This window comes from Nostoc sp. C110 (assembly GCF_043099725.1).
GTDB lineage: Bacteria > Cyanobacteriota > Cyanobacteriia > Cyanobacteriales > Nostocaceae > Nostoc > Nostoc muscorum_A.
Map to the genome: position 1 here is coordinate 4886885 of NZ_CP171148.1, position 25230 is coordinate 4912114.

The following is a 25230-nucleotide window of genomic DNA, read 5'->3' on the forward strand; positions in this document are numbered from 1 at the left end:
TCTCTACGAGAGGCTGCGCCCAAAGCGTAGCTATGCCCCAGGGTTTACGGCTACGCTCAGTAACCATAAATAAATTTAGGGGCTTGTATCCTTTTCTTTGTTGGTCATGGGGATTGAGAAAAATCTTCTTTTGTATCTCAGCCCCCAGTCTGTGAGCGTTGACTTTTGGGGTTTTGTGCCTCAGACAACTAAAGCAGTATTGCGACGGCTCAGGGAAACTAGCCACTGTTGCAATTTCGGATCGCTGTATACCTCATCTGCAATAAAATGATCGCCTTCTGGCAACACTGTCAAATCGACTTTTCCGCCTACTTTGCGTAAGCGCTCAACAAAATGCTCTGTGTCCTCAATTGGCAGATTTTTGTCTTGTCCACCTTGGAATATCTGAACGGGAATGTCTTTGAGTGCAGCTAGTTCGCTTTCTGCTAATGTTTTAGGTACACGTCCAGATACAGGTACTAGACCTGCGAAGCGATCGGGATGCAAAGCAGCGATATGCCAAATACCGGCCGAGCCTAAGCTGAACCCGGCTAATATCACCCGCGCTGGATCGACGGGCTGGGAAGCGATCAGTTCATCAAGCAAAGCCAGCACGTCATCTGCTCGATCTGCCCAAGTCTGTTCAGCCGGAATCTGGGGTGCGGCGAAGACATAAGGTAATGAGTCGGATAAATCTACGAAACGAGGTAGACCCCATTTCAGTAGCACATTCAGATCCGTCCCGCGATCGCGTCCTCCATGCAGAAACAGTACTAAGGGTGCAGGTTGCTTGGCATTCTCAGAAACAGGCGAGAAAAGATAAGGCAAGGAACCATTACTGGTGTCGTGAGAGCGTTGTTCAACGGACATGGCTGTGACTCCTAATTTATTTGGGCATTGGGCATCGCAATATTTTTCGAGTTTTGGGGGAAAGGAAAAGGGTTAAAGGGGAAAAATCTTATATATCGAGCTTTCCACTCCTTTTCCCCTTATCCTTTTCCCTTTAACCGAGCAGTATTTATTGGGCATGGGGTATTGATTATTTCTCCTCATCTATCCCCACGCCCTCATCTCGGCTTTTACACCACTACCAGGCTCTTATCCACTTGTTGAAATTCGGTGTTACCTACTTTGGATTCGATCGCAGTACCCTTGAAAAATTCGGGGTTAGCTTGGGTGTAAAACTTGTAGGGATTAGCGAATACATAGGACTTAAAGTCGGCTTCAGAAATAACGCCTTCTTGAACCAAATCCCAGCTTTCAGCCAAGGGGGAAGTCAAATCTGGTACATCCCAGTGACCAACATCGGAGGAATAGATGGCGTTGATTTTGACTCCCAAGGGATTGGCTTTGTCGTTGAATGCCGTAGCGATGGTGCGATCGTCTGACTCGGAACCAAAGAAGAAACTATTCACCCAGCGATCGCGGATGTCTTCAATTGTTTCAATGCCTGCTGCTGCAAAATCATCCAATTCGCTACCAATTGGCGCACGGCTATGACGGCTAAATGAAGCTCCCAGTACAGTCTTGGTCAATTCATCCTTATCGAGGGAATACCCTTGAGTAACTTCTGCACCATAGCGTTCAAATATTTCAAATAGCTCATCAGGATTTGTCAATGCTGGATTGTAGTTTTCCAGTGCCTTGATATTGCGCTTGGAGAAACGATCTACCAAATGAATGTAGACACGCGCACCCCAATCTGCACCACCTTCCAGCATCGCTACTCGCAACTGTGGAAAACGCTTGGTAACACCACCGAAGAACAACGCCTTCGCAAAGGCTTCCGAACCATCGGCGAAGTGACCGATATGGTTGTTCATGTAGTTACTAATGGAGGAGCGTCCAGTCCAACCTTGGCTACCGTAATGGGTGGTGACGGGTACGCCTAATTCCACGACTTTAGCCCAGAAGGGATCGTAGTCGTATTCACTATCTAGTCCGTAGAAGTCGATATAAGAAGCATACTTGGCGATTTCGGGGAATTTATCGGCTGGATATTTATCAGCGATCGCTTTAATCGGCCGTTTCACTCCGCCAGTGATATTAATCACTTTTAAGCCAAGTGTTTTTACTGCAAACTCTAGCTCCTCAATGCCTTCTTGAGGATTGGTCAAGGGAATACCAGCAACCGGTGTCAGGCGATCGCTATATTTCCGGTAAATATCAGCATGATAGTGATTTACCGCGCGTTGCAGTGCTTGACGATTCTCTGCACTGGCTCCAGCCGGTGCTAGGACATTGTTGGGAAACAGCACCGAATAGTCTGAGCCTTGCTCCGCTTGACGCTCATAGAGCAATTCGGGAAGGGTGTAAGTAGCTAAATCCAGCGTGTTTTTGGTAACTCTGGCCCACCAAGGCGATCGGATTGTCCGATTGTATTGACGTTCTTCAGGCGTTTGTTGATACCAGTCTTTACCGTTGCTCTTGGAGTTAAGACGGGAGGCTTCAGTTTTACGTAACTCGTCTACGAGTTTCACACCGCCGTACTTAGCAATGTAATCCTCAAACGCCGGTGTGAAATCATTGGTATGAACATCGGTATCGATTACCGGATAATCAAGGGTTGCTCTGATTGCGGCGGAGCGTGAGGTCTTTAATCGGCTATATTCAGTCATGTTTTTTCCTTTAAAAAATTACAAGGTTTTCCTAGCAGCGTTGGATGCTGGTTAGTGTGTTAAAACTTACGCAAGAACTCTCTGAAACTCTTATTTCTCCGTGTCCTCTGCGTCCTCTGCGGTTCGATTTCCGATTCTGTAGGGCGGCGATCTACAGAAGGTGCGATCTAAAAGGTATGGCTTAAACATCTGCAAACAATTCATTTACGCCAATACAAGGCTCTTATCCACTTGTTTTGCAGCAAAACGATTGACCGGACGACGCAATCCCAAGTTTTCACGCAAGGTACTACCCTCGTATTCGGTACGGAACAATCCGCGTTTTTGCAAGATGGGAACGACTAAGTTAACGAATTCATCTAATCCAGTGGGAAGGATTGGCGGCATGATATTAAAGCCGTCTGCTGCACCATTGTTGAACCATTCTTCTAACTGGTCGGCAATGGTTTCGGGAGTACCAAGTATGGTGCGATGTCCTCGTGCAGTAGCAAGAGAGAGATACAACTGACGCAGTGTGAGAGTGCCACGAGTTGCCAAATCTCTGACTAGTTTGAGACGACTCTTGTTAGTGTTGGTGTCGCTGGGCAGTTCGGGAGCCACATCATCTAGAGAATATTTCGACAGATCCACACCTTTGTAGTAGTTCTTTAAAATTCCCCAGGCGACATCAGGATGAATCAAAGATTGCAGAAATTCGTATTTCTCTTGAGCTTCTGCTTCGGTACGGCCAATGATTGGGAAAGCACCGGGCATAATTTTTAGATCGTCTGGCGATCGCCCATATTGTGCTAATCTCCCTTTCACATCAGCATAAAATTCTTGGGCATCAGCTAGGGTTTGATTGGCGGTGAAAATTACTTCGGCGGTGCGTGCAGCTAAGTCCCGTCCAGATTCCGAGGCTCCAGCCTGAACAATCACGGGGTAGCCTTGAGGCGGACGACCGACGTTTAAAGGGCCTTGGACAGAAAAATATTTGCCTTTATGGTTAAGTGTATGGAGTTTGTCTGGATCGAAATAGACACCAGATTCTTTGTCACGGATAAAAGCATCATCTTCCCAGCTATCCCACAGACCTTTTACCACTTCCACAAACTCTTCGGCGCGTTCATAACGCTGGCTATGTTCTGGGTGATGCTCAAGTCCGAAATTACGAGCAGCGTTCTCATTGCCTGTGGTGACTACATTCCACCCTGCGCGGCCGTTACTCAAGTAGTCCAATGAGGCAAACTTCCGCGCCAAGGTGTAGGGCTCTTCATAAGTAGTCGAAGCGGTGGAAATGAAGCCGATATTTTTGGTAACAGAGGACAAAGCCGAGAAAAGAGTGACTGGCTCGAAATGGGCCATTTTACCGTTGCGATACTGAGTTTCTGGAGAGCCACCCCAGACTCCTGGGCTATCTGCCAAGAAAACTGCATCAAACAAGCCGCGTTCAGCAGTCTGGGTAATTTCCTTGTAATGCTCGAAATTCAATCCAGCATCTGCTTGTGCATCGGGGTGCCGCCAAGAAGAAACATGATGACCGGTGGCTTGAACGAATGCACCTAAACGAAACTTGCGTGTTGTATTCATAAGCTTTTTTCTTTTCTATAGTGTGATTGCTGATTTGCGTATAGCAGCTAATGGCTTTTCATCTAACGTCAGTGTGCGATCGCTAATTCCTAACTGTTTGTAAAATCCTTATAACTACGTGGCAAGTGTCTGATGAGTAGACACAACTGCTGACATCCACCCAAAAAATACTCAGATGGCAGATTGATAAAATCCTTTCCATACAAAGCTTTGGGCTAGCATTTACTGCTAACTCCACACTGAATGTAATAATGGAATACTTTCAAAGCAACTAAAATGTAGACTTCAGTTGCTCTACATGGAATGAAATAACCAAACTTTAAGTCAGGTTAATGCCACAGCAAAACTAGGGTTGCTGCTGCTTGGCGCTCGAATTACCATAAATTTATGTAGCAATCTTACTCCGCAAATAGAGTCTACACGATGCATACAAAAAAATATGTACTGATGAACACAATATCATGCAATACTAATTATTAGATTATCTAATATTAAGTATTACAAACTAATTGTTCAATATCTCAGATTAACTGTCTCGTTTGCGATGACCTCGGCGGGCGGATACGTGATCGCAGCACACTTAAAAACAAGCGTCGTTTTTGTAACACAAAATCGCGTAATACGCAACGTTAATACTTCTCAGATAAGACCAAAATACTTGTAGAGACGGCGATTTATCGCGTCTCAAAACATAACTACTATGAATGGTAAAAACCCGGCTTCTCTATCAAAACCGGGTTTTTAAGTAATTTTTAATTTATTTTTGAACAGTACAACAGGGCAATAAAGGCTTGTTTACAACTTCTTTAATCTCTACTGAATTTAACAAATCTTCCCAATACTTCTGAACTTCGGGATCGTTAGGACGCTGGCGGCGTAAATTAGCTAAAGTTCTGAGAGAATCTTCCCAAAATCCAGCAGTTGCAAATAGAACTGCACGATCCAAGTCTGTGTTTGGTTGGTTTAGCTGAAGAGAGAGGTTTTCATCTTGCGATCGCACTATTGTACCTTCTACATAAGAGTCTTTATCGCGGTTGTTGGTATCACAAATCATTGAAAAAGTCCAACTATACTCTTTACCGATTTGTAGAGATGGCTGATTAGCAGGTACATTTACACTAACAATACCATTCTGCCCAACAGGTTTGAAAGTTCCTTTATACAATGGGTCGGAGCTATCATCATCCCGCAAAACAAATTCTAGTGCTTGCACTGTTGTCGAGGTTTGAGGAACATAGAAAAATAATGTGGGACGCTCTGCTGTGGTTCGTTGAGCTTCCTTATCTGTCGGTGTCAGAGGAATGATATTTTGTCCAGTTTGAAAGCAACTTCCTCGTGTTCCTGCTGACCTTACCCTACCAGGTCTACCTGGGACGAAGGCAATACGATTTCTACCACGCTGAATGTAACCTGTAACATTTCTAATTGCAGCAGTAGCATACCTATCTCCAGGACGTAGCCGTTCTGCTTGCTGAAAATATCCTAAAGCTTTTCGATAGTTTCTCCGTTTGGTTTCGTTATAGCCGAGTTGCATATATTGCGTATAAGCAGATTTGGCTTGTGCCAGTTGCAAAACTGACTCTGTTGCCAAAACTTGTGTAGTCATTACAGGTTCTAAAGGAAGAAATGCTAAAGCTGCAAGCAAATAGCTTGCCCAAAATCTATGTTTCATAATCTCCATTTCCACTTGTAGTACGTTGATTGGGTCTATATAATACAATACCTTAAGCTTTACATTAGTAAGGCTTTATGTACCAGTTTGTGGAAATGCTGAGGTAGCCTTCTAATACGGTTGGCTAAAGCGCAATACAGTTCATATAAGATCAAAACACTTGTAGAGACGGCGATTTATCGCGTCTCAAAACCCACGATACCGTATTGGGTAGCCTTCTACTTTTGCACAAGAAGATTCCCAACTTATTTTAGGACTTAGGCAAAATTATACGGTGTAGGGGCAATTCATGAATTGCTTCTACAGCGTGGATCTATTTTCTATCAAAGAATGATTAATAAAAACCTGAAACGACCTGTTTATTATGCTTTATCAACAACTCTTGTAGAGACATAGCAGCGCTACATCTCTACATTATCTGTCATCAGATATCTAATGAGGTACAGCTAATTGTGCATCAGCTACTTGGGCATTATCAACAACGATTTGGCGGAATGAATCGCCTTCAATTGTTTCTTCTTCTATTAACAAATCTACTAAACGTTCCAAAACTATGCGGTTTTCTTCCAACAGTTCTTTTGCCTTGATATAAGAGTTGTTGACAATTTCACGCACCTGTGAATCAATTTTGGCGGCAATTTCTTCAGAATAGTCAGATTTATTCATCCAGTCGCGTCCTAAAAATACCTCTCCACTCTGATTTTCCAGAGACAATGGGCCTAATTCTGACATCCCGAAGCGTGTCACCATCTGCCGCGCCATCCCTGTCACCTGTTGCAAGTCATTGCTTGCACCTGTGGTAACTTCTGGCTTACCAAAAACGATTTCCTCGGCGGCGCGACCACCCAAAGTAGCAGTAATCCGGGATTTGAGTTGGGAACGGGAAACTAACCCCTGTTCTTCGTTAGGAGTAAACCAAGTTAATCCGAGTGCTTGTCCCCGTGGAATTAATGTAACTTTCTGCACAGGGTCATGGTCTTTGAGCAATGTGCCTACTAAAGCATGTCCAACTTCATGATAGGCAATCAAGCGTTTGCTCTTGCTGTCTACTAATGCAGTACCTTCCATACCTGCAACGACTCTATCTACAGCAGCATCAATTTCTAAAATGGTGACAGCTTCTTTGCGTCTCCTAGCAGTGAGAATAGCAGCTTCGTTGAGTAGGTTGGCTAAGTCTGCACCGGTAAATCCAGGAGTGCGACGAGCGATCGCTTCTAATGATACGCTGGGATCAATTTTCTTATTCCGGGCGTGGACTTTCAAAATTTCCAGTCGTCCTTTAAGATCAGGTGCATCCACCATCACTTGTCTGTCAAAGCGTCCTGGTCTGAGCAGCGCTGCATCTAAGACATCTGGGCGGTTAGTGGCAGCAATAATAATAATGCCTGTGTTGCCTTCAAAACCATCCATTTCGGTGAGCAGTTGGTTGAGGGTTTGTTCGCGCTCATCGTTACCGCCACCGATTCCAGCACCCCGTTGTCTACCTACTGCGTCAATTTCATCGATAAATATTAGACATGGGGCATTTTCTTTGGCTTTCTTGAAGAGGTCACGCACGCGAGATGCACCCACACCAACGAACATTTCCACGAATTCTGAACCGGAAATACTGAAGAATGGTACACCTGCTTCACCTGCGATCGCTTTTGCTAGTAAAGTTTTACCAGTACCAGGAGGGCCAATTAACAGCACTCCTTTGGGAATCCGTGCGCCTACAGCCGTAAATCTTTCTGGCTGTTTTAGGAAAGTAACAACTTCTTCAAGGTCTTCTTTAGCTTCTTCAACCCCGGCGACATCTTCAAATTTCACTCCGGTTTTGGCTTCCATTTGGAAACGAGCTTTGGATTTGCCGAAATTCATCGCTTGGCTAGAAGCATTTGTAGAGCGTCGGAGGAACAATAGCATTAAAGCTACCAGTGGCAAAATCCACATAAGATTAATCAACAGCCCAACAGCAGCTCGGCTGTTAGCAGAGGAAACTTCGCCAAACTCAACATTCTTATCTTTGAGTATGTTAATTAACTCTGTGTTTTGCGCTAAAAGTCTCACCTGTTGCGGTGGCGTATTTTCCTTTTGCCCTTTGAGATAAACCCTGGCTAGCTGTTCGGTTTCGTCAAGCTCTACTTTTTGGACTTCTCCCGCCTTCGCTTTCTTGAGCAAATCACCATAGTTTAGAGAGGTACTAGAAGTATTAGAAGTACTCTCTGGTTTTTGTGCCAAGACGGGGGTACTCCCGAAAATTCCTGGTAACATAATCAAGCTAGCTGCGATGCCTACGGCGGGCAATGCCTTCGCACCAACCCAAGCAACTCGCTTTGATGACTGCCTTTTTACCAATGCTTTTTTTCCCAAATTTGTCATAATAATTACCCTTTGTCTGCTGGCACAAGTTGAGCTATGGTTTTATGCCTATTCTTCTACCAAAAATTGTAATAACTGGAAATTACACTTTTCTTATCTAGTCTAACTTCCACACAAAAGCATTCCCATGTTTCTCCGGTTATTACATAAATTTGAGCAACCTGGATAATTATTCTGGCTCCTAACTCCTAACTTTTTCATCCTCAAATTTTCCAGCAGAGATTAATTTGACACATTCGGACACAAATCGCTAAGATAAGCATAGTCATAACGATTCCGCTTTTTAAGAAATCTGGTGATAGTAGCTAGTTAATAGTTTGTAGGTTAATTATGGTGAGAATTGTTGGTATTGCTGGTAGTTTAAGGCCAAACTCCTATACGCAGCTTGCTTTACAAGTAGCAGTGCAAAGGGTAGAAGCCCTTGGTGCAGAGGTAGAAATTCTTGATTTAAGACAGTTGCAGTTACCGTTTTGCACTGGCGCAAAAGAGTATCTAGAATACCCAGATGTTAAGCGGTTACAGGATACTGTCAGTCAGTCAGATGGATTAATTTTAGCCACACCTGAGTATCATGGTGGGGTTAGTGGTGTCCTGAAAAATGCTCTAGATTTGATGAGCTTTGAGCAACTGTCTGATAAAGTGACAGGACTAATCAGCGTATTGGGCGGTCAGTCAAATAGTAACGCATTAAATGACCTACGGTTAATAGTCAGATGGGTTCATGGTTGGGTGATTCCAGAACAAATTGCGATCGGACAAGCTTGGGGTGCATTCAGTCCTGAAGGCAAACTCGTAGATGAAAAGCTTTCTCAAAGATTTGATGAATTTGCTCAGAGTTTAGTTGATAACACTCGCAAGCTACGGGGCGTGAATTAGTTCTAGGGTGGGCAAAGTTAGACCCACCCTGATAAACTCAAAACTTAATGATGATGGTGGTGATGATGGTGATCTCCAGCGAGTTGGGGATTAACTGTCAAAGCTTGCTCTGACAACAACTCTGCAATATGATCATCAGCCCATTGGGCCACCATTGCCAAAAATTCTGGATGGTCATTAACACAAGCCATTTGCACGTAGTTCGTGCCAGGATTCTGTTTCTCTAAAGCATGGATGATATGGTGTACATCCAATAGAGTTTCGTGGTTTTCTGTGGCAAAGCCAATTGGCATAAAAATTACCACTTTTGCACCCAACTGAATCAGGTTGTTTGCAGCTTGTTCGGCGTTTGGCTGTGTCCAATCAATTAATGGCGTATCATGATTGAGCCAACCTACTGAGATTAACGGATATCGGTTAATCAACTTATCCCGAACTAAATCGTACATTGCTTCACTTTCAGCAATCCCAGAAGTAAAGCCTTTAGCTTTATGGGGACAGCCGTGATTCATTAATACAATCCCGATTTGAGAAGGGAGATAAGCTCCTGCTAACTCAGCAATCTTCTCTTCAACCAGATGAGCCATCAAATCGATGTAAGCTGGTTCGTTGAAGAAAGAAGGAATGTAACGCTGTGCTTTAACCCAGTGTTCCTCACCATCAGTCAACTCAACGAGAGCATTGTTAACTTGCTCGATCGCAATCCCACTGGTAAAGATAGAATCAACAACTAGCAATGGGTAAATTAGCAGCTTCTCGAAGCCTTGATTTTTGATTTCTGCCAAGACTTGATTGGGTAGGAAAGGGGCGCAGAAGTTAAAAGCCTTGAAAACTTGAACTTTATCTCCCCATTTTTCTTGTAAATTCTTCTCAATCCCAGCTCGCTGCTGTTCAAAAATGGCATTGTGTGGGGAGATAAAATCGTGGTGTGTGTGTCCCCACTCATGGCGGTCAAATAGCGCCAAAAGCTTTGCCAGAGGGGGATAAATCCAGGTTGGTACTGGTGCGAACTTTGCTGTCAGTAGATTTAAAGCCTGTTCGTTATAGTTGGCGAAATCTTCGTAGCTTTCGACTTCGCCGTAGCCCATAAGCAGTACGGCTACACGGTCTTTACCTGATAGATGCTCGTGGGTGTGTTGTACTTTTTCCGGCGTGGCAACCACAATTAGTTCCTCAATATAACCAGAGTGCAGAGAAATATAAAATAAGGGAATAGCTTACACATGTCCCTTCCTTACTTGTAACTTATTATCCCATCCAGGGGGATAGGATAGGTGGGTAAATCAAGATAATACATCAAAAGACATACAAAACTTACGTGGGGCATTGGGCATCCCTTCCCTGCGGGGCGCTCAGGGCAAGTGGCATGAAAAATTATACAGTTCGGTTAAGCCAAGAGACGTGATAAATCGCCGTCAAAACGAAGGATTGATTATTGTAGAGACGGCGATTTATCGAGTCTTTGTGATTTAGAATTTTCATCAAAAAACCCTAACCCAACCGTAGAATTATCTTCCAATGCCCAATCAGGATAGACAAATGAGTATAATTATTTGCCCTGGAATTCATGAACCAGAGTTAACTGAAAGCTTTAGAGTAGGATTGTTAGATTTAGTTTCTAATGGCGCGATACCTGCGGTGAGCTACGCTAACGCTCCTCATACCGCAAATATACTGCTTTATCCAGGTAAAGATGTTTTGGTTCTATCAGCATTTCATATTTTGCAGTTTTTGCGCGATCGCCTAAGCAACTCTCTAGAATCACCAATTATATTCATTAGCTTTAGTGCTGGCGTAGTGGGGGCAATAGGGGCAGCACATTTGTGGCAACTCTTGGGTGGTAGTGTCAAAGCTTTTATTGCTATAGATGGATGGGGAGTACCACTACAGGGTAATTTTCCGATTCATCGGATGAGTCATGATTATTTCACGCATTGGAGTTCCTGTTTGCTAGGTTGTGGGCAAAATAACTTTTATGCACAACCAGCAGTTGATCATTTATCTATGTGGCAATGTCTAACGAAAAGCCCCTCTGAATCTACCTCCCAAGCTGTACAAGGCTGGTGGGTAGATTCATCCATTGAAATTTCTCCACCCAAAGGTTATCTGACAGCAGCTGAGTTTTTGCTTATGCTGTTAAAGCGCTATGAAGCAAATTAGTCCGGACAATAGAATTATGAGTTAGGAGTTAGGAGTGGGGAAGGGAAAAGGTTACAGGTGATAGCGTACAGGGGACAGTCAAGAAAAACTATACCCCATAGCCCATACCCCATAGCCCATACCCAATGCCCAATGTCCCATTCCCCATGTCCCATCTACCCAAAGCAAGAAAGTATCTAAATGTTTCCAACTGAACCAGCTGCTGTTAATAACGGGTTTGGCGCACTGCTAAAAAACCGTGGTTTTATGCTCCTGTGGATTGGACAACTAGTGTCCCAGTTAGCAGATAAGGTTTTCTTCGTTTTGATGATTGCTCTCTTGGAGAACTATTCACCGCTTCCTGGGTTGGCACAAAACTCGATGTACTCAACTTTGATGCTGTCCTTTACAATACCAGCAATTTTGTTCGGCTCTGCTGGTGGTATCTTTGTTGACCGCTTGCCAAAAAAGCTAATTATGGTTGGCTCAGATGTTGTGCGGGGAATATTAACACTGTGTCTTCCCTTGTTACCAAGACAGTTTCTGATTCTATTAATTCTGACTTTTGCCATCTCTACAGTGACGCAGTTTTTTGCACCAGCTGAACAAGCAGCCATTCCCCTGTTGGTGAAGCGAGAGAATTTGTTAGCAGCCAATGCGCTGTTTACCAGCACGATGATGGGAGCTTTAATTGTTGGCTTTGCTATCGGAGAGCCGATTTTGAGTTTGGCGAAAAGCTGGATGGGAGAAGAATACGGTCAAGAGCTTGTGGTTGGTGGATTATACATATTGTCGGCTGCAATCATGCAACCGATTAAGTTTAAAGAACCCAAACGACTGAGGGAACATCGGGCATCAAATAACCCTTGGGCTGAATTCACTGAAAGCCTGCGCTATCTCAAGAAAAACCCTTTGATCTTGAACGCTATGCTGCAACTAACAACTTTATATTGTGTGTTTGCAGCGTTAACAGTGCTGACAATCCGATTAGCTGAAGAGTTTGGTTTAAAAGAAAAACAGTTTGGCTTTTTCTTAGCAGCAGCAGGGGTGGGTATGGTATCTGGTGCAGCGATTTTAGGTCACTGGGGTGATAAATTGCATCACAAACCCTTACCTTTAATTGGATTTTTGATGATGGCACTAGTTTTAGGGGTGTTCACTTTTACGCACAACTTATTACTGGCGCTAGCACTCTGTGCATTTTTGGGTATAGGTGCTGCCCTAATTGGCGTACCCATGCAAACTTTAATTCAACAGCAAACACCATCTACCATGCACGGTAAAGTATTTGGCTTTCAAAATCATGCCGTAAACATCGCTCTGGCGTTACCCCTAGCAATTACTGGGCCATTAACTGATGTTTTGGGCTTGCGAACTGTGCTGGTAGCAATGAGTGTTGTTGTTGTTGTTGTAGGTGTTTGGGCTTGGAAAAATACCCGCAATGTCTTGCAAGACGTAATTTAATTAATGTAGGCTAATAATCTATCTTTATATCTAATATAAAAATTAATCAGGTTTTCATTGAAGTTTTCAACTAAAATGAAATCTTAACTACAGAATTCAGCATTAACTTTAGCTATAGTCTGAGGTTTGACCGTGCGTTCACGAAGTGTCTCCGCAGGAGAATCGCTCTCCCAAATTAGTCTCCCACAAACTGAGAATCACAAACAGTCTCGTGCTTCTAGCCCGCCAATCTTGCCCAAACGTGCATCTGGCGGTTTTGCTCTACTTGACAGCCTTCATCGCCACGGCGTTGATTATATTTTTGGTTATCCTGGTGGGGCAATTCTACCAATTTATGACGACCTGTATAAGGTGGAAGCAACTGGTGCTATTAAGCACATTCTCGTGAGACACGAACAAGGCGCAGCCCACGCCGCAGACGGTTACGCCCGTGCAACTGGGAAGGTAGGAGTATGTTTTGGCACTTCTGGCCCAGGAGCAACCAACTTGGTGACAGGGATCGCCACCGCCTACATGGATTCAATCCCAATGATTGTGGTTACGGGGCAGGTAGCACGTCCGTCCATTGGTACAGATGCCTTTCAGGAAACCGATATTTACGGCATTACGCTACCCATCGTGAAGCACTCTTATGTAGTGCGTGATCCCAAAGATATGGCGCGAATTGTCGCCGAAGCTTTCCACATCGCTAGCACTGGACGACCAGGGCCAGTTTTAATTGATGTCCCCAAGGATGTAGCTTTAGAAGAATTTGACTATGTACCTGTAAAACCAGGTTCAGTAAAATTACGCGGTTATCGTCCTACGGTGAAGGGAAATCCCCGGCAAATTAATGCTGCAATTCAGTTGATTACTGAAAGTCGCCGTCCTCTACTGTATATCGGTGGTGGTGCGATCGCAGCTGGTGCCCATGAAGAAATCAAAGAACTAGCTGAATTATTCAACATTCCTGTCACCACAACCTTAATGGGGATCGGTGCCTTTGACGAACATCATCCCCTAGCTTTGGGAATGTTGGGGATGCACGGCACTGCTTACGCTAACTTTGCTGTAAGTGATTGTGACTTGCTGATTTGCGTCGGTGCTAGATTTGACGATCGCGTTACAGGCAAATTAGACGAATTCGCCTCGCGCGCCAAAGTAATTCACATCGACATCGATCCCGCAGAAGTTGGCAAAAACCGAGTTCCCGAAGTACCCATCGTCGGCGATGTGCGGAACGTCTTAGTAGACTTGTTGCGTCGCTGCAAAGAAACAGGTGTTAAGGCTACACCTAATCAAAACCAAGAGTGGTTAAATTTAGTTAATCGTTGGCGCGAAGAGTATCCTCTAATAGTGCCGCATCACGCCGACAGCATTTCACCCCAAGAAGTAATTGTAGAAGTCAATAGCCAAGCACCCAACGCTTTCTACACTACAGATGTCGGACAGCATCAAATGTGGGCAGCACAATTCCTCAAGAATGGCCCAAGGCGCTGGATTTCTAGCGCTGGTTTGGGAACGATGGGTTTTGGCTTACCTGCTGCAATGGGCGCGAAAGTGGCATTTCCTGATGAAGAAGTCATCTGTATTAGCGGTGATGCCAGTTTCCAAATGTGTTTGCAGGAACTTGGTACACTCGCACAGTATGGAATAAATGTCAAGACCATAATTATCAATAACGGCTGGCAAGGAATGGTGCGCCAGTGGCAGCAAGCCTTCTATGGTGAGCGTTACTCATGCTCCAACATGGAAGTAGGGATGCCAGACGTAGAGTTATTGGCACAAGCTTATGGCATTAAGGGTATGGTAATCAGCGATCGCAGTCAATTAAAAGATGCGATCGCCGAAATGCTGGCACACAAAGGCCCAGTAATCTTAAATGTCCACGTCACCAGAGACGAAAACTGCTATCCAATGGTAGTTCCTGGTAAGAGCAACGCTCAAATGGTCGGCTTGCAGAAGCGATCGCCCAAAGCAGCAGCGGAACCAGTTTATTGTAGTAACTGCAATGCCAAAAATGCTCCTAACCACAACTTCTGCGCTGAGTGTGGGACGAAGCTGTAACGCTTTTTGAGAATTAAATAGTTTTTATACGCAGAGGGATGTCTCTCTGCGTATTTTTTATGAAGAAATATTTATATCAATGTATTTTTCTCCATTCTTTTGGGAATCCTAAATTTTAGGAAGCATTTTACTTCCTGAAATATCACGTAACTTTTAGAGGATAATTATGTCTAAACGCAAGTTGCCCAAAGGCCGTAGTATTAGTTCAGTTGCTCTAGAACCAGAAGTTGCGATCGCAATCCTTGGACTATTTTCCGCAGCCGCCGATGGTGAAGGTATTTCTTCAACAGAAGAATATGCTTTAAGTGAATTTCTGAGTCGGGTTGACTTATTTGAAGATTACTCTGAAGAAGACTTTGAAGAATTGACCGAAAAAGTTGTCAGCTTGATTGAAGAAGAAGAACCAGAAGATTTAATCGCTCAGTCCATCGAATCCTTACCGAATAGAGGTTATCGGGAAGCTGCATATATCACAGCTATCTTAGTGGTGGGGATTGATGAGGAAGTACCCGAAGCGGAACAAGATTATATCTCTGAGCTTCAGGAAGCCTTAAAGATTTCAGACGAGCGGGCACAAGAACTGATAGACGCAGTGTTCGGGGAAGATGAAGAAGAGGAAGAGGAGTAATCCTTTTTCAATTACAGCCTCAAGCATCTACCATCGTTAATTTGGGGTTGCTAATTTACAGTAAAAAATAATTTTGTTTAAGTTGAGTTGTTCAGATTCCTGACTTCATAAAGAAGTTGGGAATCTTGCACTTTATCAAAATTAATCCCATAGACCACTAATTAGAAATTGGTACATTTTTAAATGCGGCTGTATCTGGCACAAAAATGTCCAAGTTATTAACGCCATCGGGAACTCTTAGCCAGATATAAGCATCTGCGGAGGCTTGTGGGCGTACTTGAAACAAAGAAACGCTTCCTGTTGAGCGATTGAGAGCAACCCCTTTGTAGGTTACGCTAGTCTCAGCATTACGGGCTGTTGTACTAGCCACCGATATAATATCACCAACAACTCCGTCTGTGGCAAGGCGACGAATCCGCATTTGCAGATTTACCACATCACGGTTTCCAGTTTCTGGATCTTTAATTCGCTTTGCTGAAAGTAACTCAACTTCTGCCTTTTTGCCAAAAGCAGGCTGCACAAATTGACCAGGGCTAATTGTTGAAGTTGTAGCACTGGCTGGGGATGGTGAGGCTGTTGCTTGTGGAGAAGTTGTAGCTGTAGGGCTTGGCACTTGACTGGGAATGGTGTTGCTGACTGTATTACTAGCATTTAGTGTCTGCCGCAACGTGAAAACTTCATAAGCTACATAGCCGCTACATCCCAAAGCCAAAGTAGAGAGTAATACAGCTACACCAGATAAAAATGTACTCACACCATTGCCTCGATTTCGTATTTCTGTAGTATGTACAGGTTGACTTACGTTTCTATTCTGTAGTCCCATAAATTATGTTTGTGCGTAGGCGCAGCCTGTCGTAGACATCGCCCACGTATGAAACATGTGAACATCTTCCCTATACTAGTTAAGTAACTTTACTGAGCCAATTCTTCTCTCTCCGGAAAGAAGTTGTTGGCAAACTAAAAATATCTATCTTTGGGATAAGAAAAATTGGTGAGACTTAAGACTTTCAATCAACCACTGGGTGTTTTGTTAATATTCTTGACTAGTCAGATAGGATTTAGTTCTATTGCGAAAGCACAAACCCAAGTCGCGCCAACAACCAGTACAAAATCAATTTGCTCTACCCAACTGGGAACAGCTATAGATGCTGTAATCAATCGTCCCTTATTTAGTCGGGTGCGCTGGGGAATTTTAGTGCAACCCCTATCAAGTGGGCAAACTCTTTATAGTCGGGATGCTCAGAAATATTTTACTCCTGCGTCTAACCTCAAATTGCTGACAACAGCAGCTGCATTGCAGCAATTGGGTGCTAATTTTCGGATTCGCACCTCTATTTATCAGAATGGCAATGGTGTTTTACGTGTTGTCGGTAGGGGAGATCCCAGCTTAAGTGATACTCAACTGCAAACATTAGCACAGCAGCTAAAACAGAAAGGTATTACTCAAATTCAGAGGTTGATAGCTGATGATAGTTATATTCAAGGAGATATTGTTAACCCCACCTGGCAATGGGAAGATGTGCAGTCAGACTATGGCGCACCAGTCAGCAGCTTTATTCTCAATCAAAATATTTTTAGCTTAAAACTTGTACCGCAGGCTGTAGGTAAATCCTTACAAGTAGTGTGGATTGATCCTGGCGAGGCGAAACAGTGGCGGACAATTAATCAGTCAATAACGATTGCCCAAAATCAACCAACTTACGTCAATATTACCCGCGAATTATCAGGAACAGCATTACGAATTCAAGGACAACTAACAACAAATTCTGAACCGTCTTTAATAGATTTGCCTGTAATTGACCCTAATTATTATTTCTTACGACGCTTCCGTGCTGCTTTGGCAACAGAAAAAATTCCTTTGGGACAAACATTAGTGGTAACTGGTGGTGTTCATCAAGAGGAAATAGCTTTTGTAGAGTCACCACCTTTATCTGAATTATTAATGGAAACTCTTCAGAATAGTAATAATCTTTATGCTGAGGCACTATTGAGAGCATTAGCTGGGGAAAAACCCAGAGTGAAAACTAAAACTAGCGTTGATGTTGGTTTAGAAGCTGTCAAAGCTAGTTTAACTCAATTGGGAGTTGATCCAGCAAATTATATTTTAGTAGATGGTTCGGGTTTATCACGTCGGAATTTAGCGACACCAGAAGCTTTTGTACAAACTTTGCGAGGGATGGCAAGAACACCAGCAGGATATGTGTATCGCGCATCTTTACCCGTAGCAGGTAAAATTGGAACCTTAAAAGGGCGCTTTCAAAACACATCTGCTGAGGGCATTGTGCAAGCAAAAACAGGTACATTAACGGGTGTAGTTTCTCTATCTGGATATATAAATTCGCCTAAATATGAGCCATTAGTTTTTAGTATTATCGTTAATCAATCGGATCAACCGGCAACGGCTGTGCGGCAAGTAATTGATGAAGTTGTTGTGTTGTTAACGCAGTTGCAGCGTTGTTAAAAAATGTTTAGAGATGCAAAAGTTTGTGTCTCTACATTTGCTGACTCTGGTAAATAATTGCAGCGATCGCAGTATCAAACGATCAGAGATTGATTCTGCCATAACTTATTGACAATAAAGCCCTAGACTCCGAGCTTTTACTTGGATTCAAACATAAAGACAATAATTTTTAATATTTATAGCGCAGTTACAGTCTACTTTATAACGGCAATTAGATCAGTAATACCAGCAAAAAATATGTGGTATAAATACAAAAATGTTGGATATTACGTATTTTTCCTGATTACACTGCTTTTAAATATGACTACGATAGAGCGCATAACAATATGATATGTCTTCAATTATGCGGCGTATTATTATTCAACTCAAATAGATAAACGCCTTAGTAAACTCCGACATAAAAACGTAATTATACAATAAAAATTTGTAGCTTTATTGTTCATTACTTTAATGGAGAATAATTTTGTATGCCAATTTTAAGGTGCAAAAAATTAGTAAAAATTAACAAAGTTAAAAAGCTAGAAGTAACTCTTAATAAATAGGACTTACGCAAGTGTCACAAAAAATCGGATTTGTAGTTTGTAGTAAGGGCTTTAGCCCTTATTTTCAGGACTAAAGTCCTCTCTGCGAGACGCTGCGCGAACACTACGAACTGAAAATAATATGCCAGTTGCGTAAGTCCTGATAAAGACTAATACGAATAGCTACCTAATCAAATAGTTAAAAACATTCGCAGTTTGAATATATTCAAAATTATCACATGGTAATCAACCTACAAAAAGGGCAACGTATCTCACTTTCTAAAGAAGCACCTGGGCTCACAAAGCTGATGTGTGGACTAGGCTGGGATATAGCAAAACGTTCTGGCAGCAGTTTTTTTGGGGCTTTCGGTAATACTCAAAACTGCGACTTAGATGCTTCTGTAATCTGTTTAGATAAAAATGACAAAATAACAGATATCGGTAACGTTCTTTACTTTGGAAATTTATTGCACAAATCAGGAGCTATTACCCATTTGGGTGATAATCTTACAGGTGCAGGTACAGGTGATGACGAGCAAATTATTGTAGATTTAGCTCGACTACCAAAAGAAATTGTCAAACTAGTTTTTACGGTTAATATTTACGACTGTATTGCTCGTAAGCAAGAATTTGCACAGGTACAAAATGCCTTTGTGCGCTTAGTCAATACATCTAACAATCAAGAACTGGCCAAATATCATTTATCTGGTTCTGAATACAAAGGAATGACCGGGATGATCATGGCTGAAATTTACAATCACAATAACGAGTGGAAAATGGCAGCTATTGGTAACGGCATTAATGTTAATGGTTTGCAGGGACTTATGAAAGTCTATGCTTAACTACTTATTGAGTTACCCAACTCAATAACAACTCTGCATAAAATTCGTTTTGAAAAAATAGGGAGTAATTATGTCAATAAACCTCAGTAAAGGCGAAAGAATCAATCTTTCAAAAGAAGTACCAAGCTTAAAAAATGCTGGTATTGGTTTAGGATGGGATATCAACGTTACAGATACAGGTACAGTTTTTGACCTTGATGCTTCTATCTTTATGTTAGGTGCTAACGGGAAAATTCCTAATGAAAAATACTTTGTCTTCTATAACAACTCCCAATCACCAGATGGTTCTGTAAAACATGAAGGAGATAGCAGAACCGGAGAAGGGCTTGGAGACGATGAAACAATTCAAATTGATTTGGGCAAAGTTGATGCTTCGGTTCAAGAAATAGTTTTTGTCGTTACCATTCATGAAGCAGATCAAAGAAAGCAAAATTTTGGACAAGTCAGAAACTCATTTATCAGAATTTATGACAACGCCACAGAAAAACAAATTGCTAAGTATGAATTAGATGAAGATGCTTCCGCAGAAACTGCAATTGAATTTGGTAAGCTTTATCGAAAAGATGGGGAATGGAGATTCCAAGCTGTCGGTGCTGGTTATAAATCAGGGCTACAAAGTTTTGTAGAACGATATGCTGCTTAGTAGCTATCTCAAAAAGTAATCAGTAAAAAGGGGGTAAGAGTCATGAATACCTCCTTTTTTTTGTATAAGTTAATTCGCAAAAACTAAATTTATAGGATGTATATGAAATGGAAATTGAATTAAGCAAAGGTGGTAGATTTAATCTTTCTAAAGAAGCTCCCAATTTAAAGAAAGTAGCTATTGGCTTGGGTTGGCAAACAAATCAAACTGGACAAAATTATGATATTGATGCTTCCGTATTTATGTTAGACGCGAATGCTAAAATACCCGATGAGAAATACTTTATTTTCTACAATAACCTGCAATCACTAGATGGTTCTTTAAAACACTCAGGAGATAATAGAACTGGAGAAGGTAACGGAGATGACGAGACAATTTATGTTGATTTGGAAAAAGTAAATCCAGCCATTCAGGAAATAGTTTTTGTTGTCACTATTCATGAAGGGCAAGAAAAAAATCAAAACTTTAGCCAAATAAAAAATGCCTTTATCAAGATTTACAATCACGAAAACGAAAATTCTCTAGCTCGGTATAACTTAAAAGAGGCTTTGTCTCAAGAGACATCTTTGGAATTTGGACGCTTGTATAAAAAGGACAATGAATGGAAATTTCAAGCAGTAGGAGAAGGCTATAGTTCTGGGCTAAAAAGTTTTGTAGATAAATATATTGGAGAAACTAAACAAGAAAAAACTCAAGAATCTCCGAAAGTAGAAAGTGAGAAAAAAACCTATGAAAATCAAGGAAATATAGTATTAGATAAAAAGCTTGAAAGTCAAGCACCACATATTTTTAATCTTGCTAAAAAAGCAGATATATCACTTCAAAAAGTAAATCTCACCAATCATAAAGCTAAGGTTGTGCTTTGCCTTGATATCTCTGGTTCAATGAGTTCGCTCTATTGCACAGGTAAAATCCAGAGGTTCGCTGAAAAAATCCTTGCTTTAGGATGTCGTTTTGATGAAAATGCCTCTATTGATATATTTCTATTCGGAGTTGAAACCCATAATGTAGGTACAATGACTATTGAAAATTTTAAAAGCTTTATTCCAAATCTACTAAAACAGTATCCGCTCGAAGGTGGTACTTACTATGGTAAAGCTATCAATATGATTAGAAAAGTTTATTTTCCAGTATCTAAAAAAGGAAGCCAAAAAAATACTACACCCTTAAGTCAACCAGTCTATATCATGTTTGTTACAGATGGAGCAACATCTGACGAGCCACAAACAGAACAGTATCTTAAAGAGTCTTCCTATGAACCTATTTTTTGGCAATTTATGGCTATTGGCAAGTCACGTAAGGATGCTAAGGGTAAAGGCATTTTAGGCTGGTTATCTCAAGCAAAGACAAGTGATTTTACCTTCTTAGAACGGTTGGATGAAATGAGCGATCGCTATGTTGATAATTCAGATTTCTTCAGTTTAGAAGATCCAGAAAGTATAGCAGATCAAGAACTTTATGATTTACTGATGACTGAATATCCTAACTGGCTAAAACTAGCTAAAACAAATAATTTATTACAATAAAAACTCATGGTTATAAAATAAATGTCTTTTTACGAAAACTCAATCACAATCATTGACAGTTTACGGTTTTAATCTGTGGGAATGTCAATAATTCTAAGTCCCATAATTACTAAATCTCGTTCAACGCTGTCAATTTCGGCAACTTTAGGTAAATGTCCCCAAGGTTGAAAACCAAATGTTTTAAAAAGGTTTAAACTAGGCTGATTGTGGGCAAAGATGAAGCCTAATAGGGTATTTAAACCCAAACTACGGCTTTCGCTAATTGCTTGTGCTAATAGTTGTCGTCCCAAACCACAGCGATGAAATTGAGGGGCTATATAAATACTTATTTCGGCAGTCGTATTATAGGCGGGCCGCCCATAAAAGGATTGGAAACTAAGCCATCCAGCAATTACTCCCTCCACTTCGATTACCCAAAGCGGGCGTTGTGAAGGCGATCGCGCCTTAAACCAAAGAAGGCGACTTTCTACAGATATTGGCTCTAAATCAGCAGTTGCCATGCGGCTAGGAATTGCAGCATTATAAATTGCCACAATTGCAGGTAAGTCAGTTTCAGTCGCATGGCGAATAGTCATTGCTAGCGTCTCGGAGAAAATATTGAGAAAATATTTAAAAATAATACAGCGTTACGCAAGCCCTAACACACCCTTATCTCTTAGAAAGCTATTTGATTTACTCAGCAAAGAAATACTGATATGCGCCCGTAAAATTCTATCGAGCTAAAACACAGAAATCTCAAATCTGATAGCTTAAAGTTCACCACTAATGTTACATCTAGTATCGTTGAGTGGGGAAAAAACAGCGTGAAAGCACAGGTATTTAGAGGCGTTAATCAACTGTCTTACGAAGATATCCCAGTCCCAACTGTGGAACCAGATGAAGTGCTGGTACAGGTGCGGGTTGTGGGGTTGTGTCAGTCAGATATTAAGAAAATTCGTTATCCACTGTATGAACCGCCGCGTATTTTTGGACATGAAACTGCCGGCACGATCGCAGCAATAGGCAATAATGTCAAAGGTTGGCAAGTTGGACAACGGGTAGCCGTGATGCACCACATCCCTTGTATGCGTTGCGCCTACTGCCTAAATGATAATTTCTCTATGTGCGATGTTTACAAAAACATCTCCACAACCGCAGGCTTTAACGCCAGTGGTGGCGGTTTTGCCGATTATGTCAAGGTTCCTGGACATATTGTGGAAAATGGTGGGTTAATTTCCATCCCGGATAATATTAGTTTTGAAGAAGCAAGTTTTGTAGAACCAACTAACTGCTGCTTGAAGGCAGTGAGAAAAGCTCAAATTGCTCCAGGACAAACTGTGTTAGTTACTGGTGCTGGGCCAATTGGGTTAATGTTCATTATGTTGGTGAAGTATTTCGGAGCAAAAGCGATCGCTACTGATTTACTACCCTCTAGAATTGATAAAGCTTTGAGTGTCGGTGCAGAGGCGGCTTTTGATGCTCGCGATCCCGATTTGCCTGCCAAAATCTCTGCCTTAACTGGTGGACTAGGTGTTGATGTTACTTTGCTGGCTGTACCCAGTGAAAAAGCCTTCTTTCAAGCACTTGATAGTACCCGCAAAGGCGGTAAAATCTTATTTTTCGCTGAATTTCCTGATGAGGTGGAAATTCCCATCAACCCAAATATCCTCTACCGTCGAGAAATTGACTTGATCGGCAGTTATAGCTCATCTTATCGGCTTCAGAGTTTATCAGCCGATATTGTGTTTAATCAGCGAATTGATGTAAAAGCTTTGATTAGCGATCGCTATCCATTAAAAGATTTATCAGCAGCTGTTGAGCAAGCGATCGCACCCACACCGGATACTTATAAAATCTTAATTTATCCGTAAAAGGAAGATTAGGGAGATAGGAGAGTGTTAAAACTAGAAGTTTAAAGTTCTGTCTGAGATTCAGCTACGAAGCTAAAAGGTTCAACGATGGAGCTAAAAGGTTCAACGATGAAGCTCAAAGGTTCAACGATGAAGCTCAAAGGTTCAACGATGAAGCTCAAAGGTTCAACGATGAAGCTCAAAGGTTCAACGATGAAGCTCAAAGGTTCAACGATGAAGCTCAAAGGTTCAACGATGAAGCTCAAAGGTTCAAAGTTCACCCTTAAAAACTCAAGTTTCATCCTCATTTCTCTCACTTTCCTCTTGTCCCTAACAACATGCTTATTACCCTACTTTTCGTCGCTCTACTAGCTTTCTACGTCGCCTGGAATCTCGGAGCAAACGATGTCGCTAACGCGATGGGAACCTCTGTAGGTTCCAAAGCTGTCACCCTCAAACAAGCGATAATTATCGCTGGGGTATTAGAGTTTACGGGTGCTGTGTTGTTTGGACATGAGGTAACGGAAACTCTCGCAACGAAAATTGCTAATCCCGCCTTATTCGCAGCTACACCCCAAATATTAGTTACTGGGATGGTAACGGTACTAATTTCCTGTGGTGTGTGGTTGCAAATTGCCACATCATGCGGTTTACCAGTTTCATCTTCTCATGCGGTTGTTGGTGCGATCGCAGGATTTAGTTGGGTAGCTTTAGGAGTAGGTGCAATTGATTGGGCATCAATTGGCTTAATTAGCATTGGCTGGGTTTTAACGCCATTAATTAGTGGTGCGATCGCTGCTTTATTTTATAGTCAAATCAAGCACTGGATTTTAGATCAACCCAATCAAGTAGTGCAATTACAAGAATGGATTCCGTGGTTGAGTACTGCGCTGCTAGGTGTATTCGGCGTGATTGTATTACCATCGCTCACAGAACCGCTAACCAATTTTGTAATTGAGCAAGTTGGTTTTACAATCCCTTCTCATGACATCCCGCTTTTAACGGGTGCAGTAGCAGCTGTTGGACTCACAATCATTAGTTGGCGACAATTGGGAGATAAGAGAGACAAGGGAGAAATACTTCCAAATCCTGTAGAAAGATTATTCGCCCGATTCCAACTACTAAGTGCTTGCTTTGTCGCCTTTGCTCACGGTTCTAATGATGTGGGAAATGCGATCGCTCCTTTAGCTGCGATCGTCTACATCAATCGCACTGGTAGCGTACCTACAGATGGTCTTACCATTCCCCTTTGGATTTTAATCCTTGGCGGTGCTGGTATTGTTGGTGGTTTAGCTGTTTGGGGTAAAAAAGTCATCGCCACTATTGGCGAAAACATTATTGCCTTGCAACCTAGTAGTGGTTTTTGTGCCGAACTTGCTACTGCTACCACCATCCTCATCGCCTCTCGGTTAGGTTTACCAGTCTCCACATCCCACGCTCTCGTCGGCGGTGTAGTTGGCATTGGACTAGTGCAAAATATTAAGTCGATAAAGTTCCAAACACTAAAAGGTATTGCTGCTGCATGGCTAATTACAATCCCTGTGAGTGCTTTACTTAGCGCTGCCATTTTTAGCATCGCCCGAATTTTATTCCGCTAAGAATTATTAATATTTTCCTAACTTTTTCATCTACTAAATCTACTCAAAGTAGAACCTAAACTGCACCAATGCTAAAAAAGCGTGTTTTTGCAGAATTGCTGCTCATTCATTAGAATGTTGTGCAGGGGATAGCGTAACTTTGAATTTCCACAGAAGGATACTTTAATCTCCATTTAGAGATATAAACTGTCACACAAGTTACATTCCACAGAAATTTACAACTAGTTTCGCAAGGCAGATAACTTTCCGCCTAAGCACACGCATCTACAAGTCTTTGACAATTACTATTGGTAGCAAAACACTGAAGAAGAATACAGAATTCAGAATTCAGAATTCAGAATTCGCGTTAGAGTCTCTGAAAGAGAAGGCTTTACGCTGCGCTATCCGCCAGTCGTACAGAATTAATTCTGTTAGCGGTAGCGGGGCGTTTAGCCCATTCTGACTCCTGAATTCTGACT

At 42.1% G+C, this 25230-nt stretch carries 20 protein-coding genes; 11 read left to right on the plus strand and 9 right to left on the minus strand.

From position 1 onward, the window contains the following. Window positions 1-180: 180 nt before the first annotated feature. The 5 genes from ACFFRD_RS26250 to ftsH all read right to left on the minus strand — a co-directional run bounded on the left by ACFFRD_RS26250 (window position 181) and on the right by ftsH (window position 8199). A complete protein-coding gene (locus tag ACFFRD_RS26250) occupies window positions 181-849 on the minus strand; it encodes a dienelactone hydrolase family protein (RefSeq protein WP_392478446.1) in 669 nt (222 codons plus the stop codon). A gap of 209 nt (window positions 850-1058) precedes the next feature. Then, complete coding sequence (locus ACFFRD_RS26255; protein WP_392478448.1) at window positions 1059-2597, minus strand: amidohydrolase family protein; 1539 nt, start codon at window positions 2595-2597, stop codon at window positions 1059-1061. A gap of 204 nt (window positions 2598-2801) precedes the next feature. Beyond that, window positions 2802-4166 carry an LLM class flavin-dependent oxidoreductase gene (locus ACFFRD_RS26260; protein WP_392478450.1) on the minus strand — a complete coding sequence of 455 codons (1365 nt, stop codon included), beginning with the start codon at window positions 4164-4166 and terminating at the stop codon, window positions 2802-2804. A gap of 757 nt (window positions 4167-4923) precedes the next feature. Then, window positions 4924-5838, minus strand: coding sequence for a DUF928 domain-containing protein (locus ACFFRD_RS26265; RefSeq protein WP_392478451.1), 915 nt, complete (start codon window positions 5836-5838; stop codon window positions 4924-4926). A 432-nt stretch (window positions 5839-6270) separates the two neighbouring features. Next, a complete protein-coding gene (gene ftsH, locus ACFFRD_RS26270; protein ID WP_392478453.1) occupies window positions 6271-8199 on the minus strand; it encodes an ATP-dependent zinc metalloprotease FtsH in 1929 nt (642 codons plus the stop codon). 330 nt (window positions 8200-8529) lie between these two features. Between ftsH and ACFFRD_RS26275 the strand changes: the two genes are divergently transcribed. Next, window positions 8530-9075, plus strand: a complete 546-nt coding sequence (locus ACFFRD_RS26275) for an NADPH-dependent FMN reductase (RefSeq protein WP_179071350.1) — start codon at window positions 8530-8532, stop codon at window positions 9073-9075. Between the two features lie 44 nt (window positions 9076-9119). Here ACFFRD_RS26275 and ACFFRD_RS26280 read toward each other — a convergent pair whose 3' ends face one another. Then, entirely contained in the window at window positions 9120-10238 is a 1119-nt protein-coding gene (locus ACFFRD_RS26280) for a ferrochelatase (RefSeq protein WP_392478456.1), read from the minus strand. Window positions 10239-10614: 376 nt separating this feature from the next. Between ACFFRD_RS26280 and ACFFRD_RS26285 the strand changes: the two genes are divergently transcribed. From ACFFRD_RS26285 to ACFFRD_RS26300, 4 genes are all read left to right on the plus strand, one after another. Then, the gene (locus ACFFRD_RS26285) at window positions 10615-11235 is read left to right on the plus strand and encodes a hypothetical protein (protein ID WP_392478457.1); all 621 of its coding nucleotides are present in this window, start codon (window positions 10615-10617) and stop codon (window positions 11233-11235) included. A 180-nt stretch (window positions 11236-11415) separates the two neighbouring features. Continuing rightward, the gene (locus ACFFRD_RS26290) at window positions 11416-12678 is read left to right on the plus strand and encodes an MFS transporter (RefSeq protein WP_163935409.1); all 1263 of its coding nucleotides are present in this window, start codon (window positions 11416-11418) and stop codon (window positions 12676-12678) included. A 132-nt stretch (window positions 12679-12810) separates the two neighbouring features. Then, window positions 12811-14724: a biosynthetic-type acetolactate synthase large subunit gene (ilvB, locus tag ACFFRD_RS26295; protein WP_392478459.1), complete on the plus strand. Its 1914-nt coding sequence runs from the start codon at window positions 12811-12813 to the stop codon at window positions 14722-14724. Between the two features lie 166 nt (window positions 14725-14890). Further along, window positions 14891-15352: a tellurite resistance TerB family protein gene (locus ACFFRD_RS26300; protein WP_392478460.1), complete on the plus strand. Its 462-nt coding sequence runs from the start codon at window positions 14891-14893 to the stop codon at window positions 15350-15352. A gap of 157 nt (window positions 15353-15509) precedes the next feature. On the opposite strand, the gene ACFFRD_RS26305 is transcribed toward ACFFRD_RS26300, so the two are convergent. Continuing rightward, on the minus strand, window positions 15510-16106 hold the full coding sequence (locus ACFFRD_RS26305; protein WP_392483168.1) for a hypothetical protein: 597 nt from the start codon (window positions 16104-16106) through the stop codon (window positions 15510-15512). Window positions 16107-16340: 234 nt separating this feature from the next. Here ACFFRD_RS26305 and dacB point away from each other — a divergent pair, with 234 nt between their 5' ends. From dacB to ACFFRD_RS26325, 4 genes are all read left to right on the plus strand, one after another. Next, window positions 16341-17813, plus strand: coding sequence for a D-alanyl-D-alanine carboxypeptidase/D-alanyl-D-alanine-endopeptidase (gene dacB, locus ACFFRD_RS26310; RefSeq protein ID WP_392478462.1), 1473 nt, complete (start codon window positions 16341-16343; stop codon window positions 17811-17813). Window positions 17814-18573: 760 nt separating this feature from the next. Beyond that, window positions 18574-19176 carry a TerD family protein gene (locus ACFFRD_RS26315; protein WP_392478464.1) on the plus strand — a complete coding sequence of 201 codons (603 nt, stop codon included), beginning with the start codon at window positions 18574-18576 and terminating at the stop codon, window positions 19174-19176. Window positions 19177-19246: 70 nt separating this feature from the next. Beyond that, window positions 19247-19819, plus strand: coding sequence for a TerD family protein (locus ACFFRD_RS26320; RefSeq protein WP_392478466.1), 573 nt, complete (start codon window positions 19247-19249; stop codon window positions 19817-19819). A gap of 107 nt (window positions 19820-19926) precedes the next feature. Next, on the plus strand, window positions 19927-21345 hold the full coding sequence (locus tag ACFFRD_RS26325) for a TerD family protein (RefSeq protein ID WP_392478467.1): 1419 nt from the start codon (window positions 19927-19929) through the stop codon (window positions 21343-21345). A gap of 68 nt (window positions 21346-21413) precedes the next feature. Here ACFFRD_RS26325 and ACFFRD_RS26330 read toward each other — a convergent pair whose 3' ends face one another. Further along, the gene (locus ACFFRD_RS26330; RefSeq protein ID WP_194143245.1) at window positions 21414-21920 is read right to left on the minus strand and encodes a GNAT family N-acetyltransferase; all 507 of its coding nucleotides are present in this window, start codon (window positions 21918-21920) and stop codon (window positions 21414-21416) included. Window positions 21921-22148: 228 nt separating this feature from the next. Here ACFFRD_RS26330 and ACFFRD_RS26335 point away from each other — a divergent pair, with 228 nt between their 5' ends. Continuing rightward, window positions 22149-23195, plus strand: coding sequence for a zinc-dependent dehydrogenase (locus tag ACFFRD_RS26335; RefSeq protein WP_114080888.1), 1047 nt, complete (start codon window positions 22149-22151; stop codon window positions 23193-23195). Window positions 23196-23236: 41 nt separating this feature from the next. Here the strand turns inward: ACFFRD_RS26335 and ACFFRD_RS26340 are convergent, their stop codons facing one another. Further along, complete coding sequence (locus tag ACFFRD_RS26340; RefSeq protein ID WP_392478470.1) at window positions 23237-23476, minus strand: hypothetical protein; 240 nt, start codon at window positions 23474-23476, stop codon at window positions 23237-23239. Between the two features lie 36 nt (window positions 23477-23512). On the opposite strand from ACFFRD_RS26340, the gene ACFFRD_RS26345 reads away from it, so the two are divergent. After that, window positions 23513-24772, plus strand: coding sequence for an inorganic phosphate transporter (locus ACFFRD_RS26345; protein WP_392478472.1), 1260 nt, complete (start codon window positions 23513-23515; stop codon window positions 24770-24772). Window positions 24773-25230: the final 458 nt, after the last annotated feature.

Bases quoted from the DNA above. Each gene is read 5' to 3' on its own strand.
- ACFFRD_RS26250 (WP_392478446.1), bottom strand. From the start codon at position 849: ATGTCCGTTGAACAACGCTCTCACGACACCAGTAATGGTTCCTTGCCT.
- ACFFRD_RS26255 (WP_392478448.1), bottom strand. From the start codon at position 2,597: ATGACTGAATATAGCCGATTAAAGACCTCACGCTCCGCCGCAATCAGA.
- ACFFRD_RS26260 (WP_392478450.1), bottom strand. From the start codon at position 4,166: ATGAATACAACACGCAAGTTTCGTTTAGGTGCATTCGTTCAAGCCACC.
- ACFFRD_RS26265 (WP_392478451.1), bottom strand. From the start codon at position 5,838: ATGAAACATAGATTTTGGGCAAGCTATTTGCTTGCAGCTTTAGCATTT.
- ftsH (WP_392478453.1), bottom strand. From the start codon at position 8,199: ATGACAAATTTGGGAAAAAAAGCATTGGTAAAAAGGCAGTCATCAAAG.
- ACFFRD_RS26275 (WP_179071350.1), top strand. From the start codon at position 8,530: ATGGTGAGAATTGTTGGTATTGCTGGTAGTTTAAGGCCAAACTCCTAT.
- ACFFRD_RS26285 (WP_392478457.1), top strand. From the start codon at position 10,615: ATGAGTATAATTATTTGCCCTGGAATTCATGAACCAGAGTTAACTGAA.
- ACFFRD_RS26290 (WP_163935409.1), top strand. From the start codon at position 11,416: ATGTTTCCAACTGAACCAGCTGCTGTTAATAACGGGTTTGGCGCACTG.
- ACFFRD_RS26300 (WP_392478460.1), top strand. From the start codon at position 14,891: ATGTCTAAACGCAAGTTGCCCAAAGGCCGTAGTATTAGTTCAGTTGCT.
- ACFFRD_RS26315 (WP_392478464.1), top strand. From the start codon at position 18,574: ATGGTAATCAACCTACAAAAAGGGCAACGTATCTCACTTTCTAAAGAA.
- ACFFRD_RS26320 (WP_392478466.1), top strand. From the start codon at position 19,247: ATGTCAATAAACCTCAGTAAAGGCGAAAGAATCAATCTTTCAAAAGAA.
- ACFFRD_RS26325 (WP_392478467.1), top strand. From the start codon at position 19,927: ATGGAAATTGAATTAAGCAAAGGTGGTAGATTTAATCTTTCTAAAGAA.
- ACFFRD_RS26330 (WP_194143245.1), bottom strand. From the start codon at position 21,920: ATGACTATTCGCCATGCGACTGAAACTGACTTACCTGCAATTGTGGCA.
- ACFFRD_RS26340 (WP_392478470.1), bottom strand. From the start codon at position 23,476: ATGAAACTTGAGTTTTTAAGGGTGAACTTTGAACCTTTGAGCTTCATC.
- ACFFRD_RS26345 (WP_392478472.1), top strand. From the start codon at position 23,513: ATGCTTATTACCCTACTTTTCGTCGCTCTACTAGCTTTCTACGTCGCC.